Source organism: Nostoc sp. ChiQUE01b (genome assembly GCF_034531255.1).
Taxonomy (GTDB): domain Bacteria; phylum Cyanobacteriota; class Cyanobacteriia; order Cyanobacteriales; family Nostocaceae; genus Nostoc.
In genome coordinates this window covers 42,631-57,206 of the sequence record NZ_JAVRBM010000060.1, presented here as the reverse complement: position 1 = coordinate 57,206, position 14,576 = coordinate 42,631, and the positions used below count along the sequence as shown (strand labels likewise).

The following is a 14,576-nucleotide window of genomic DNA, read 5'->3' as shown; positions in this document are numbered from 1 at the left end:
TACATTGTCGCAGTTTTTGATCCCATTTTTTCAGATTTTGTGAGAAATCCGCGCCAGGCTCCGCATGGGAACGAGAGAGTCAAAAGTGGGGTTCTTTTTTTGATTTATGCAAGAAGTCTAATGTGTAACCTAGTAATGAAAAGTTTGTAGTAAGCACTTTAGTGCTGAGAAAATTAAAGACTAAAGTTCTTACTACAAACTTGTTGACCTTACTAATTTAAACTTAACAGACTATTAGCAAGGATTTTAGGCAATGCAAAATTAATTAAAACTACAGCGTCAGCCTTTATACTTGATTATTCTCTCCCTATATCTAACTGTACTTGCAATCCATCATTGTCACTGCCTGACTGAGCTGGTGTTAAGAAAACTGAAGTGTCTGGCTGTGATAATGATTCGTTAAAGCGGATTTGGGCTGGAGTTTTATTTTCTCTTCTATTATTGTTGGAGAGACTTGCTGGATTAGTTTGCTCAAAAAAACTTTTAAAGTCATCTTGGGCTGTTTTTTGATCGATTCCAACTAGAGAATCACCAGTTAATCTGTATTGTCCAGGAGTTGAGTTTGATGCTGGTGATTGAGCAGAGACTTGGCTTCCTAAGCTTGCAAAGGCTGCCGTAATCCCCAAGAAAGCAATAATTTTAGCGTTCATTTGTTTGATCCAAATTATTTTTGATATTGCTTGTCTATTATTCTCTGGGAAAAATGTTTTGATTAACTCTATTGTTAGGTTCAACTATGATAATTTTATTGCGTATATACTTAGCGTGTCAATGATTTTTGCTGTTTTAGTGATGAACTAAGTTATAGCTTTGGCATCGCTTTGGAAATTGAATTATCTGGTTCAGTTTCTTTGCGATCGCAGTTAAGTTCGTTAAGATATGCCAGCATTAAATTAAGGATATTTAACAGTCGCAGTAGAGCGATGCCTACGGCGGGCTATGCCAACGCACTCAGCACACAAAGCGCTAAGATTGCGTCAGCGTAGCCATCGTAGACGTTGCTAACAAACAGGTGCTTTCTCACTACCAGCGATACCAATCTAGATATTCAGTATGGCGTTAAGTATCCAGGGTGTATAGTAAATTCAGCTTAATGAAGCAAAATCGCAACCGAATTAGTTTATTTTGCTATGCCAAACGAGTTTTTACAGATTTTAGTAGCTGCATTTATCGGTGTGGTTTCTGGGTATCTGATTAATCAATTACCCCCACTAAGAACCTTTCGGGGTAGCTGGTTCTTGGTTATTGCTGTAGTAATTGAACTTGCTCTCTTGTCAGGAATTTGGGCATGGTTGTCTGGAGAAGTTGCTAAAACATCAAATGTCAGAGGATTGGTTGAAAAGATTGGCATTGCGTTATTGGGAGCCTTTATAGTTAATATTTTCCAACTCATCTTTGGTAACCTTTGGGGTAGACAGTCTGTACAACCAACTCCCCCTCAGCCAGGGACAAATCGGGGAACTGTTGTCAGAGGGACACGAATGAAGGGGAGCGGAAATAAAGCAAGAGTTACTAAAGGAGACGCTTGGGTGAAGCTAATACATTACAAGCAATCGGCGATGTCTTGCAGTTCCTCAAACGCAGCAGCGAAGCCTTAGAGCGCTACGAAACTGCATTGGCATTCTACCGCGAGATTGGCGATCGTTTGGGTGAAGCTAATACTTTACAGGAAATTGGCATCTTGGAAGAAAATTTAACTTTGGGTTTAGAGTATTGTCAAGCAGCGTTAGAACTGTATACCCAAATTGGTGACAAGTATAGCCAAAGTCGTAATTTGATTTACTTCACATCTGAAATTCTCTTAAAACTGGGACGGCAAAAAGAGGCTGTAGATGCGCTCAATCGCGCTATTGACCTTGCTAGAGAGATTCCCTATCAAATCTTTGTAGAAGATGCCACAGCTAAACTCCAAGAAATCCAACAAAAAAATCATGGTTTTCATTAATAAAATCATGGTTTTCATTAACAAAATCATGAGTTTCATTAACAAAATCACGAGTTTCATTAACAAACTCACGAGTCTCATTAACAAACTCACGAGTTTCATTAACAAACTCACCAGTTTCATTAACAAACTCACGACTTTTGCGTGAAATACTGAATTTATAGTTATATTAAATACTAATTTATGAGGACTTTACTGAACTAAGATCCAGCTTTAGTGAGGCAAACTAGCTTTAAAGCAGATAAAAAGGATACATTTATGTCGCGTCAAAAACGTACATACCGCGTTCTAGAAAAAGCTGAATTAAGAACAGCGGGACTTAAAGCCATCGATCCGATTATGGATTTTGGTGATGGGCGCAACTTAGAAAGCATGACACAATTAATTGAGCAATACCGTACCAAGATAGATGCTTATAATACTGCTCTAGCTGTGATTGACTCTTCTAAAACTGAGATGGACGAATTGGACAAAAATTTAAGCAGTCTAACTGAGAAAATGCTCATTGGAGTTGCTTTTAAATACGGTAAAGATAGCCGTGAATATGAGATGGCGGGTGGGGTTCGCAAAAGCGATCGCATCCGTAAAAGCAGAGCAACCCGCTTGAAAGCGACTTCAGAGGAAGCACTTACTAAGGATGCTGCAACTGCATAAAAGCGCCTCAGACTTAAGTCTGCACTATTGAAGCAAAGCCTGTTTTTAGCAGGTTTTTAGGCACGAAGAGGAATTATGCAAAGCAAAACAAGAACTGCTAATCACTGTCATGCTTAAATTTTACATTGTTCTGTTGTCTAAAACAGCAAATAAGGCAAAACTTAAGTGATTTTTTATGCTGTGCATTTTACTTTAGTCATCAGAAACTTTACGTAACTCTATTGATGTAAATATAAGTAAAGTCGGTAAAATTCGTGAGGTTTAACAGATAGAAATTAACTAAAATTGGCTTTAAAGAAGAGTCAATATCTGTTAAACCAAACAAATTTGTAATAACCGCTCGATTGTTTATAAGCAATTATTGCTCAACATAACTTTATCTACTGATGAGCAACTTAAATAACCAAAGACTCAAACTTAAACTTCATCAGTTGCGTTTAGTTCCATATCTAGCAATTGGTTCTCTGATTTTTTATTTCAATTCCAACTTAGATTTAAACTACATAGTTAAAGGATATTTAGTTTTAATGGAATCTCAGCTATGTATACTCGCTATTTATTTTTGGACGGTAAAATTCACTAGCAAACCACATAAATGATCGGGAAAGCTCAAAAACTTTCTTTGTATTGTATGCCAATAGATACTTATTAGAGTTAACTAAAGAAGGAAATACCATGAAGACTAAATCCACAGCAATTATACTTTGCTTTTTTGGCGGGTGGCTGGGAATTCACAAATTTTATTTAGGACAAAATGTAGCAGGTATTTTGTACTTATTGTTTTTCTGGACTTGTATTCCATCTTTAATAGCCTTTGTTGAGTTCTTCGTCCTAGTTTTGATGCCAGATTCCGAATTCAATACCAAGTATAATCAAGGTCTAGCAAGCACAAGCGGAGCAGTCTCTGCAAAAGATGCAACCAGTGCATTAGCTGATTTAAAAAATCTTTTTGATTCTGGGATAATTACCGCAGAAGAGTATGAAGAAAAGCGCCAAAAGCTTCTGAAATCTTTGTAAATTAAAATTATCAGTCGATTTATGATGTCACAATCTAAATCTTGGTTTCGACAAACTCCTACTTGGGTGTGGTTATCACTAATTCCGACATTGGGGGGATTTGCAATTGTCTATGCGGGCTATAAATCTAAGACTAAAACTTGGGTTTTCATCGGGATTAGCATCTCTATTTTAGCTTTAGCTTTATCGGCAAATAGTTTAGCATTTGCCATCTGGATGGCTCAAATTGGCGTTGCTTTTTACCTGAAAAAATATTATTTAATCAAAACTTATCCGAAGAATTTACCAATTCCAGAAGAACAAGAGTTAGCAAAATTAGTTGCAAATACTCGTGAGAAAGTAGATATTAATGAATGCTCAAAACATGAACTAGTTAATTATTTAGGGCTACCGATAGTTTATGCAAATAACATCGAATCATTGATGAATGAGGGATATGTTTTCACTCATGTAGAAGAGTTAATAGAAATAGCCGGAATTCCCGAAAAGCAGGTAGATCGAATTACACCACTGATTACTTTTAGCTACAACTACAAAAAAGAAGTTGATTTTTCTTGGAAACGATTAAACACATATTCAACTGATGAATTGATTGCCTGTGGATTGGATGGAGCGATCGCAGAACAAATTGTTACCGAAAGGCAGCAACGAGGTGAGTATAAATCATTGATTGATGTGAAGCAGCGCACTGGATTACCGTTTAATACTTATCGTCACATAGCTTAGACTATCCACTCCTTTGCTTTTTTCCAAGGAAGTTTGACTGTAAATCGACTACCTTTACCTAACTGACTTTCGGCGTGGACAGTGCCACCATGCAACTCGACAATTTTTTGCACCATTACTAATCCTAAACCCGTGCCTGAAGAACGACGAGTAGAAGCATTTTCAACTTGCACAAATGGTTGAAATAATTTAAAAAGGTCATCAGAAAGCATTCCAATACCCGTATCTACCACGCTGATAAAGATATATTCATTGGTAGAATTTGGCTGCACTTCAATCCAAACTTCGCCTCCTTCTTTAGTGAACTTAATCGCGTTAGTCAATAAGTTGATAAATACTTGGCGAATGCGGCGTTCATCGACTTGGATGGGTTCGAGTTCTTCAGGTATTTGTGCCGTCAGCCGGATATTTTTCTGGAAGGCTAAATGTTTGACAAAACTCAAGCAGGAGTCACATATTCCTTGAATCGAAGTAGCAGCTAGTTGCAGTTCTATCTTGCTGGATTCGGTGTCGGTAAAGTCAAGGATTTGGTTAATTAATTCTAGTAAATTTTTACCGCTAGATTCGAGCATATTTAGAGACTGGCGCTGTTCTTCACTCACAGGGCCGTACACTTGATCTTTGAGTGCCTCTGTGATTCCTAGAATGGAGCTTAAGGGATTCCTCAGATCGTGGTTGATGTTTCCTAAAAAGGTTCTTCTCGCACGATTTGCGACTTCGGCGATTTCTTTAGCCTCACGTAGCGCGGATTCTGCGCGTTTGCGATCGCATACTTCTAAAGTTAGGGCGACAATTTCCGCGATTGATCTCACGAAGTTTTGCTCGCTCAGTTCCCATTTCCGGGGAATATCAACCTGTTCAGATAATACTGTTCCTACCATTTCGCCCCCAACCCAAAGACTGGTATCAATTAGAGATACAATATTATTTGGTTCGAGCAATTTATCCCATAATTCTTGTACCCGTGGATCGGCGCGAGTATCGGAGACGGCAATAGTACCAGAAGTTACCAGAGCTTTAAAGTAGATTAAATAATCTGCAAGGTTGCGTTCTAAACCTGCCGAATGTCTCTGATTGCTACGTTCATAAAGACTTATGCATTGTAGCTTGGTGCGCTCGCTATTGAATAACCACACACTCACTCGCTCTACTTCTAAAGCATTGGCTGCTTTTTCGGCGATCGCTTTGAATGCTATTTCTAAATTTCCTTCAAAAACTGCTTTGTGATTTGCCAGTTCTGTGAGTACTTGATGATGCTGTCCCAGTTTTCGTTCGCTGTTAATGCGTTCTTGAATCTCTTGCTGTAATTCTTGAATTCGCTGCTTAACTTGCAGTTCTAAATCCTCATTTTTGCTAATCAGTGCAGTAAAGGTTTTGCGTAAATCTTGCGCCATTTCATTAAAAGATTCACCCAGCACCTCTAATTCTTTAATACCTTGTACTTTCACCACTGAGTTTTCGCCATTGGTAAAATCAGTTAAATCTTTTGTCGCCCTGCTGAAGTACAAAATTGGCACAGTAATCCACCGGGCGGTGACAATCCCCAATACAGCAGCTAGTCCCAATGCTCCCAAACAGAGAATAATTGTAGTTTGAATGTTGCGATTGATTTGTCCCATAAAGTCTGCTTCTGGGACAGCCACTATTATCAACCAATTGATATTTGGTTCGCCCTGTAACGGTCTAACTTCTAAAAATTGCCGTTTGCCATCTAAGGAAAAATCTAGTTGCTGTAAGCGTTGAATTTGGTCAAAGTTATTAAATTTAGTTGCTAAATATTTAGCGGCTGCTTGAGTCAAAGAATTCCCGCTTTGGGAAGCTTTCAACCTAATCGGTTTACCATTTTGTAAGCGGAATGGTTCTTCGCTTGTGGAACTTGCAACTAATAGCCCCGATCGCTCGATAATAAAAATTTGCCCAGACTTGCCAACTTTGATGTTTTGCAGCAAATCCCCAATTTGTGATATGTGAGTCAGAGTGCTGTTGACTTCGAGTAATTCGCCTTGGGAGTTATAAATGGGTTGAGATGCACTAATTAGGAGTGTTGGTTCCGTGCGGGGTGTAAAAATCTGACTAAAGCTGAATTTTTTGGCGGTAACTGCTGTTTGATAATCAGGACGCGATCGCGCATCATAGTTTTTGATTACCTCTGGTAATTGAGTACGTTCACCTTGAGAGTCAATGATGTAGGTGTAGAGGTCGTACCCAGTTGACTTATCGGCTTTTCTGAGTAAAAATTGGCGATCGTTGAACTTCTCCACCGCTAAATATTCTTGCTCATTGCTTGCAGTTATTGCCAACGCATCTGGAAAAATCTTTAACTGCTCTATTAAGTATGACTCCCAGGTTGCCAAATTATCTATCTTCAGCAACCCCATGTTAATCACATTTTGATTACTGCGTAGTACCTGACGCGGAGTTGCCAAGTAAGTTTGTAAATTCTGCTCAACTCGATTGGCAACTTCATGACGTAATTCGTTAGCTACCTCATTGACTGCCCTTTGCCCGTTTCCGATTGATAAGTATGCAGTCAATCCCACAGCTAGCAAGATTTGCAGCAGAAATAACGCTACCAAAATGCGACTTAGAGGTACGCTTTTAAACAGGGAAAAAACACTACCTTGCCCAGTATTTTTATTCATCTGCCCACTCCCCCTACTCCCCCTTCCTGTTCTGTAGTATTGAGTACAACACCTCGAGTTTGCTGTCCTGTGGGCTTATACATAGTTTGTACTCGGTCGGGTCAAGTGCCAATATACCACTTCTGGTAAAAGAACAAAACGTTACTTAACTGCACCTGTAAATTTTACTAGCCAAAATATGACTAACGTCCATCACAAAGACAAAGACGCGATAAATCGCCGTCTTACGTTAATTGTAAATATTAGGACTTACGCACACTCTACGAATTCTCGGCGCTCTTGGCGTCTTCTCTACGAGACGCTACGCGTTGGCGGAAGCCTCTCGTAGAGAAGGCGGTTCGATAAATTAAGCTTTTTAGGAATTTTTGCGTAAGTCCTAAATATGAAAGAAATTAATGAAAAGCTGAATCAATTCGTAGCTAGTTGAGATTTATGAGTTACAACTGGCATTTTTAAAGAAATCTAACTGTAGACAGATGAAATTTGAAGCGTTACTGTTATCAGAAGCGTGTTTTTTGGCGTTCAGACTATCTTTTAATCTAAGCGCTAAAGCAAAGGAGTTAATCACTTAAAGATTGCCTCCTAATTTTACTGCATCCTGCCCACAGCCACCCCCAAGACATAGGTTTTATCATTCATGCTCAACGTATCCACTCACGATTCTCAACAAAATCAGCAATTAATTGACAATACTGACTGGAACGTTATTGAAACGGAGTTTAATCCGACGCAGTTACATCACAAAGAAACTGTCTTCACTCTTGGTAATGGGTTGTTAGGAGTGCGGGGTACGTTTGAGGAAGGGTATTCCCAAGATTTTCCAGCCACACTCATCCACGGTGTTTATGATGATGTGACAATTGCTCATACCGAATTGGTAAACTGTCCCAACTGGCTGCCATTGGTGGTAAAAGTTGCAGGCGAATCTCCTACAAAGACGCTACGCGATCGCTTTAGTATGGACAGTGGTGAGATTCTTAACTACGAACGTCGGCTCGATTTACGCTTAGGTTTAGTTAGCCGTGATGTGCGGTGGCGTAGTCCTAATGGTCATACCCTAGATTTTCACTTCGAGCGTTTCGCCAGTTTAGCAGACCAACATGTTTTGGCGATTCGCGCTCAAATCACATCGGTAGACTTTGAGGGTGAAATTACCGTCGAAGCCGGATTTGATAGCGAACCAGATACTCAAGGCATCAAACATTGGCGAACCTTAAACCAAGGTGGCATAGAGCAGATTATCTGGTTAAACAGTCAAACTCTCTACTCAAATATTCAACTTGGGATGGCAGCTAAGTTAGTGGTAGATGGTGACGAGACTACACTCGTGAGCATCGAAAATGCTTCTAGTTCTCCCATTTTGACAACCACCTTAGAGTTATATCCCGGAAAAACGGTAACTGTAGAAAAGATTGTCACCCTGTTTACTTCACGAGAGACAGAAATCCCCATTGCCGCCGCCTTACAAAGACTCGCTGATGAACCGAGATATACTACTCTGTTGGCAGCTCACATTACTGCATGGGAGCAAATGTGGCAAGACAGTGACATTATTATAGAAGGCGATCGCTTGGCTCAATTGAGCGTCCGTTACAATCTCTTCCAATTACTAGCGGTGACACCACGTCACGACAGCCGCGTGAGCATTCCTCCCAAAACCCTCTCCGGTTTTGCCTATAGCGGACATATCTTTTGGGATACAGAAATATTCATCCTGCCCTTCCTCACCTTAACTCAACCAGCCCTAGCGCGTAACTTGCTCACTTACCGCTACCACACCCTACCAGGAGCGAGACGCAAAGCTCAAGAAGCAGGTTATCAAGGAGCGATGTTTGCTTGGGAAAGTGCCACTACTGGCGATGAAGTCACTCCGCGCTGGGTTCCTGCTGCCAACGGTGAATTAATCCGCATTTGGTGCGGTGACATTGAAGTGCATATCACCGCTGATATCGCTTATGCAATTTTACATTACTGGCAGACTACTAATGATGATGACTGGATGCGCGATTATGGCGCAGAAATTATCCTTGATACGGCTGTTTTCTGGGAAAGTCGGGTACAGTGGAACCAAGAGCGCCACAGTTATGACATCCTAGATGTAATTGGCCCGGATGAAAATCACGATCGCGTCGATAATAATGCCTTCACCAATCTCATGGTACAATGGCATTTGCAGTCAGCTTTGGGACTGTGGGATTGGCTCAAACAAGCTTATCCTGAAACCTCAGCCCAACTGGTGCAAAAACTCAACTTAACCACAGAGCGTCTGCACCATTGGGCAGAAATCCAAGAGCGTCTATTTGTGAATGAAGATGCTCAAACGGGTTTAATTGAGCAATTTGAAGGCTTTTTCCAGCTAGAAGACGTTAACCTTGCTGATTACGAACCGCGTAGCAAATCTCTGCAAGGTTTGTTGGGAATTGAAGCTACCAGCCAAAAGCAGATTCTCAAACAGCCAGATGTATTGATGCTCTTGTATTTATTGCGCGAACGTTATGACCATCAAACCCTCGTCACCAACTGGGACTATTACACCCAACGCACCGACCACAGTTATGGTTCTTCACTAGGCCCAGCCATTAACGCTATCTTAGCTTGCGACCTCAATCAACCAATCGAAGCCTATACACACTTTCTGCGATCGGCCTTGGTAGACTTAGAGGATGTCAGACTGAATGCAGCCGAAGGAATTCACGCCGCCAGTGCTGGAGGAGTATGGCAAGCAGTAGTTTTTGGGTTTGGCGGCATTCGGATGACTCAATTTGGCCCCGTTGCCTGTCCCAACCTACCACCTAACTGGACGCGTTTGAAGTTTCGCCTGCAATGGCGTAACGAGTGGTATGACTTTGACTTACAAGCTGAAACAGAAGTTAAGGTTCCCACCTTGGCAGATACATGCTCGAAAATTAGCTAATAGACTTCTTGCGTGAATCATATCGTGTCCGGTTTAAAGACTTATCATTAAGACCGCAGAGGGGCAGAGGTGCAGAGGGGGCGGGTTTACCCTCGCTTGACTAGAAGCTTGAAGCCCGATCGATTAATCTAAAAGACGCGATTGATTAATCGCGTCTCTGCTTCTCTGGCTCAGACCTTAGTGTAATTATTGATTACTTTGGCTAAGTCTGGCACTGCTTCTTCTACGTGCTTTTTGGCTGAACCGCGAAGTTTTTCATAAGTTCCTCGCACGATTTGGCGGTTTGAGTTCTTGACTCTCGCATCAGTAACACCCAGTAGTGCATCTGCTGTATCAGAGCGATTCGCACTTAGATATTCAACTGGATCGCCTTTCTCTACGCCTTGACTCCAGATGGGATCGAGAGCGGTCAAGCATTGCGGTAATATCTGCTCAACGACATAGGGAATGTATCCTGGCTTAACCCCTTTCAAAGCAGCAAAGGCAGTTTTCAAAGCGATACCACTCATACCTGACTTGGATGCAAGCTGCCCTTCGATCATGTTGCAACAGTCCTCTATGACCATAGTCTTTTTGGTCGGGTTCAAAAGTCCGTCGCTAAGTCCCATTTCACTCTTCCTTATCTAAGTAGTTAATTTCTATTCGACTAATTTTTTTAGCAAGCAGGAAATTACAGAAAATGGTATCAGAGTTAGAGGATGTTGTGGATAAGTTGATACGCTTTTAGGCTGCATAGTTCAACGAAGAGGCAGGAGGCAGGGGGCAGGGAGCAGGGGGAACATAACAGAAAAGGGATTCAACCCTACCTGTTGCGCTAGCTTCTTGTAGGGTACGAGAACCACTTATCAGAAATGGGGGACGTAAGAACATGTTCCGCTCTGATTCACGGCAGCAGGAAGAGGTCTTTTCCCCCTGCACCCTACCCCTCTGCCCGCCTGCCTCTTTTTGTTAAAAAGGGTTAGGGCGTGTTTTCAAACTACTGGTTTAGCCCCCTAACTTTTTAGATCCCCCTAAATCCCCCTTAAAAAGGGGGGACTTTAAGAGACTCTTAGCCCCCCTTTTTAAGGCTACGGTGTACACACAAGTCTTCTCGTTCATAACCAAGTCTTTTTGTTCACAACACAAGTCTTTTTTGAGCCTTTGAGGGAATGAAACAGCTTTGCTTTTCAAGAGGGGGTTGGGGGGATTAAAAGTCGTGGAGCCACTCTAAAAGACTTGTGTGTACACGGTAGCTTTTTAAGGAGGGTTAGGGGGATCTAAGACTTTGAAAACACGCCCTAGTCTGCACTTTGCTAGGAGACTGAAGGGCAAAAGTTAGGTTATCCCATCCTCCTGTGACCTGAGTTGTGTCTCTGGCTGACTTGAACCAGCAGGTAGAGCTTCATGTCTAGTTCCCGAAGCTCCATTTGGAGAATCTGGAGGGTTTGAGCCTCCCGATCGCTTCCGAGGTAATATAGCCTGAGCCAAACTTTTAACCAAAATATACAGAATTGGCACTAAGAACAAACTCAAGAACGTTGAAAGCATCAGCCCCCCAAACAACGCTGTTCCTAAAGACCAACGGCTGCTGGCTCCAGCCCCTTCAGAGATTACCAAGGGTAAAAATCCTAACAGGGCTGCAAAAGATGTCATTAAGATCGGTCGCAGACGTTCTTCTCCCGCTTTTACTGCCGCCCTTGTGTAGCTCATGCCCTGCTCATGCAGCTGATTGGCAAATTCTACGACTAGAATTGCGTTCTTTGCAGCTAGACCAATCAAAGTCACCAAACCTACCTGGCAATAGATATCATCCACCACTTTTGGGAAAAGGCTACTTGCCATGAAAATATTGGAACGTAGCCATATCGCCGTCATTGCTCCCAAAACTGCCAAGGGAACTGTCAGCAAAATAATAATCGGGTCAATGTAGCTTTCATACTGAGCCGATAGCACCAGAAAGACAATCACGATCGCTAAAGCAAAAATCAAGCCTGTAGATCCCCCAGATGTCTTTTCCTGGAGATAAGTCCCTGTCCATTCATAACCAAACCCTTGAGGTAAAACCTCTGCTGCTAGTTGCTCCATCGCTTTAATCGCCTGTCCAGAACTAGCACCGGGAGCCGGAGCGCCTTGTACTTTGATTGACCTGTACAAGTTGTAATGGGAGATGGTTTTTGGCCCCACAAAGGGAGTAACTTTCACCAAACTGCTCAATGGAATCATCGCCCCATTTGCAGAGCGAACATACAGTTTGCCAATATCATCTGGATTAGAGCGGAAAACCCCATCTGCTTGGACATATACTCGATACTGTCGCTGTCCCTGTACAAAATCATTGACATATTGCGACCCCAAGTAACTTTGCAATGTCCCAAAGATATCGTTGAGTTCGACGTTGAGAGCTTTGGCTTGGTTGCGGTTCACTTGGATGTCAAACTGAGGAGTGTCTGCGGTGAACTGAGTGAAGACTCCTTGGAGAGCAGGGTTTTTATTCGCCGCCCCAATGAATTTTTGAGCAGTATCAACCAGGGTTTGAATCGGCGCAGTTCCGGTTTTGTCTTGAATGATAAACTCAAAACCACCCGTAGTACTTAATCCTCTAACTGGAGGAGCATTCACAGCGATCGCTCTAGCATCTGTAATTGTAGAGAGCTTTTTGTTCATCCTCTGAAGTATTCCATAGACAGATTCAGATTCTTTAGCTCTCTCTTTCCAAGGTTTTAGGTTAGCAAAGGCAATGCCTAAATTAGAAGCATTGCCATCAAAACCAAAACCACTGATCATAAAACTAGCTCTAACTTCGGGAACCGATGTTACTTCTTTAACAACCCGATTCATCACAGATTCGGTGTATTTCAAAGAAACTCCGTCAGGCCCCTGAACAATGACAAAGAAGTAACCCTGGTCTTCCTCTGGAATAAATCCGGTAGGCACTGCTCTGTACATCAAAACTGTTGCTAGTAAACCAGTAATGAAAACCCCAATTACAATCGGCTTGACATGGGTAAGGTAGCTAACAAACCTGACATATCGGCGTGTGAACCAGCCAAATCCCCGATTAAACTGCGTAAAAAACCACCCCAAAGGGCCCCGTGGAGTCTGAGCCGGGCGCATGAGGATGGCTGCCATACTCGGAGAGAAGGTTAAGGCATTGAAGGTCGAAATGCCAATGGAGCAAGCAACGGTTAACGCAAATTGTCTGTAGACAATCCCAGTAGTGCCTGGAATGAATGCAACTGGAATGAATACTGCCATGAGTACAAGTGAAGTGGCAATGATGGCTCCAGTTAACTCTTTCATGGCTTCGACAGCTGCCTCAAAGGGCCTCATGCCCTGCTCTAGTTTGACTGCAACTGCCTCCACCACAATAATGGCATCATCAACAACGATACCGATCGCTAAAACGAAACCAAATAAAGTCAGTGTATTAATCTGAAATCCTAAAACCAATAGAGCCGCACACGTCCCAATCAGGGAAACGGGGATCGCAACAGTGGGAATGATCGTGGTACGCCAGTCTTGCAAAAAGACAAAAATTACCAAGACCACCAGGATAATCGCTTCAACCAGAGTGTGCAGAACTTCTTCTAAAGAAATTTCTACAAATGGAGTGGTATCAAATGCCAACTGTGCTTTTAGTCCAGGTGGAAAATTCTTCTCTAGTGTTTTGATCTGGTCTTCAACAGCATGAGCAACTTGTAGGGCATTACTACCCGGAAGTTGATATATACCCAAACCCACGGCTGCCTTGGGAGCATTTCCTGGGATAGTGAATTTGGCATCGGCAAGATAGCTCTCTGCTCCCAGTTCAACTCGACCGATATCTCTGACCTTAACTAGAGTGCTATTAGTCGTGCCATTAGTCGTGCCATTAGTCGTGCCATTAGTCGTGCTATTAGTCGTGCTATTAATGCCACCTTGACTTACCTTCAGCACCATGTCCTCAAATTCAGCCGCATCTTTAAATCGACTGGTTGCCCGTAAAGCAAATTCAAAGCTTTGATTATCTGGTGCTGGTTCCTTACCAATTGCCCCTGCGCCCACCTGAATATTTTGTTCTTGCAGGGCAGTTGTCACATCTTGAGGAGTTAGTTGATGTTGGGCAAGCTTGTTGGGATCGAGCCAGAGACGCATAGCATATTTGCGCTCCCCAAAAATCGCGGCTTTTCCTACACCAGGAAGCCGTTTGATCTGATCGAAAATATACAGGTCAACATAGTTACTGATAAAAATGTTGTCATACTCATTATTTTCTGAGTAAAACCCATAGACGAGAAGCAGACTGCTCGATGCCGTTTCAACAGTGACACCTGTTCGTTGAACAACATCTGGCAGTTGAGGTTCAGCAAGTGCTTGTTTATTTTGAACGTTTACTTGAGCAATATCACTATTGACATTAGTTGGGAAAGAGACAGTTATATTGCTGGAACCATCATTACCTGTATTAGAAGATATATAGGATACATCTTTAACACCATTAATTTGTCGCTCAATAATGTTGGTGACAGTGCTTTCTGTTGTTTGAGCATCCGCACCAATATTGTTAGAGCTAACAGTGATTTGCACCGGAGCGAGGTCTGGTAGCTGAGAAATGGGAAGGATCGGAATACAGATGCTTCCCAGCAGCAAAATGATGAACGTACAGACCGTCGTCAAGACTGGACGTCTGATGAAGGTATTGACAAACATAAATCAAGGA

Annotated in this window: 10 protein-coding genes; 6 read left to right on the top strand and 4 right to left on the bottom strand. The window is 42.1% G+C overall.

The features are described from left to right. Positions 1-296: 296 nt before the first annotated feature. Positions 297-650 (bottom strand): hypothetical protein, encoded by a 354-nt coding sequence (locus RMY63_RS29500; RefSeq protein WP_322732107.1) that lies wholly within the window; start codon positions 648-650, stop codon positions 297-299. Positions 651-1,130: 480 nt separating this feature from the next. Here RMY63_RS29500 and RMY63_RS29495 point away from each other — a divergent pair, with 480 nt between their 5' ends. The 5 genes from RMY63_RS29495 to RMY63_RS29475 all read left to right on the top strand — a co-directional run bounded on the left by RMY63_RS29495 (position 1,131) and on the right by RMY63_RS29475 (position 4,342). After that, positions 1,131-1,598 carry a hypothetical protein gene (locus RMY63_RS29495; RefSeq protein ID WP_322732106.1) on the top strand — a complete coding sequence of 156 codons (468 nt, stop codon included), beginning with the start codon at positions 1,131-1,133 and terminating at the stop codon, positions 1,596-1,598. Continuing rightward, positions 1,565-1,945 (top strand): tetratricopeptide repeat protein, encoded by a 381-nt coding sequence (locus RMY63_RS29490; protein WP_322732105.1) that lies wholly within the window; start codon positions 1,565-1,567, stop codon positions 1,943-1,945. The genes RMY63_RS29495 and RMY63_RS29490 overlap by 34 nt, the downstream gene beginning before the upstream one ends. A 258-nt stretch (positions 1,946-2,203) precedes the next feature. Next, the gene (locus tag RMY63_RS29485) at positions 2,204-2,599 is read left to right on the top strand and encodes a hypothetical protein (protein ID WP_322732104.1); all 396 of its coding nucleotides are present in this window, start codon (positions 2,204-2,206) and stop codon (positions 2,597-2,599) included. Positions 2,600-3,274: 675 nt separating this feature from the next. Further along, the gene (locus RMY63_RS29480; RefSeq protein ID WP_322732103.1) at positions 3,275-3,616 is read left to right on the top strand and encodes an NINE protein; all 342 of its coding nucleotides are present in this window, start codon (positions 3,275-3,277) and stop codon (positions 3,614-3,616) included. Between the two features lie 21 nt (positions 3,617-3,637). Next, positions 3,638-4,342 (top strand): helix-hairpin-helix domain-containing protein, encoded by a 705-nt coding sequence (locus RMY63_RS29475; RefSeq protein WP_322732102.1) that lies wholly within the window; start codon positions 3,638-3,640, stop codon positions 4,340-4,342. On the opposite strand, the gene RMY63_RS29470 is transcribed toward RMY63_RS29475, so the two are convergent. Next, positions 4,339-6,984 (bottom strand): ATP-binding protein, encoded by a 2,646-nt coding sequence (locus RMY63_RS29470; protein ID WP_322732101.1) that lies wholly within the window; start codon positions 6,982-6,984, stop codon positions 4,339-4,341. The genes RMY63_RS29475 and RMY63_RS29470 overlap by 4 nt on opposite strands. Before the next feature lie 637 nt (positions 6,985-7,621). On the opposite strand from RMY63_RS29470, the gene RMY63_RS29465 reads away from it, so the two are divergent. Then, a complete protein-coding gene (locus tag RMY63_RS29465) occupies positions 7,622-9,898 on the top strand; it encodes a glycoside hydrolase family 65 protein (RefSeq protein WP_322732100.1) in 2,277 nt (758 codons plus the stop codon). Positions 9,899-10,068: 170 nt separating this feature from the next. Here the strand turns inward: RMY63_RS29465 and RMY63_RS29460 are convergent, their stop codons facing one another. Next, the gene (locus tag RMY63_RS29460; protein WP_322732099.1) at positions 10,069-10,506 is read right to left on the bottom strand and encodes a DUF6918 family protein; all 438 of its coding nucleotides are present in this window, start codon (positions 10,504-10,506) and stop codon (positions 10,069-10,071) included. A gap of 706 nt (positions 10,507-11,212) precedes the next feature. Further along, complete coding sequence (locus RMY63_RS29455; RefSeq protein WP_322732098.1) at positions 11,213-14,566, bottom strand: efflux RND transporter permease subunit; 3,354 nt, start codon at positions 14,564-14,566, stop codon at positions 11,213-11,215. Positions 14,567-14,576: the final 10 nt, after the last annotated feature.

Excerpts from the sequence above, each read along its gene's own strand:
- RMY63_RS29500 (WP_322732107.1), bottom strand. The coding sequence starts at position 650 with ATGAACGCTAAAATTATTGCTTTCTTGGGGATTACGGCAGCCTTTGCA.
- RMY63_RS29495 (WP_322732106.1), top strand. The coding sequence starts at position 1,131 with ATGCCAAACGAGTTTTTACAGATTTTAGTAGCTGCATTTATCGGTGTG.
- RMY63_RS29485 (WP_322732104.1), top strand. The coding sequence starts at position 2,204 with ATGTCGCGTCAAAAACGTACATACCGCGTTCTAGAAAAAGCTGAATTA.
- RMY63_RS29480 (WP_322732103.1), top strand. The coding sequence starts at position 3,275 with ATGAAGACTAAATCCACAGCAATTATACTTTGCTTTTTTGGCGGGTGG.
- RMY63_RS29475 (WP_322732102.1), top strand. The coding sequence starts at position 3,638 with ATGATGTCACAATCTAAATCTTGGTTTCGACAAACTCCTACTTGGGTG.
- RMY63_RS29470 (WP_322732101.1), bottom strand. The coding sequence starts at position 6,984 with ATGAATAAAAATACTGGGCAAGGTAGTGTTTTTTCCCTGTTTAAAAGC.
- RMY63_RS29465 (WP_322732100.1), top strand. The coding sequence starts at position 7,622 with ATGCTCAACGTATCCACTCACGATTCTCAACAAAATCAGCAATTAATT.
- RMY63_RS29460 (WP_322732099.1), bottom strand. The coding sequence starts at position 10,506 with ATGGGACTTAGCGACGGACTTTTGAACCCGACCAAAAAGACTATGGTC.
- RMY63_RS29455 (WP_322732098.1), bottom strand. The coding sequence starts at position 14,566 with ATGTTTGTCAATACCTTCATCAGACGTCCAGTCTTGACGACGGTCTGT.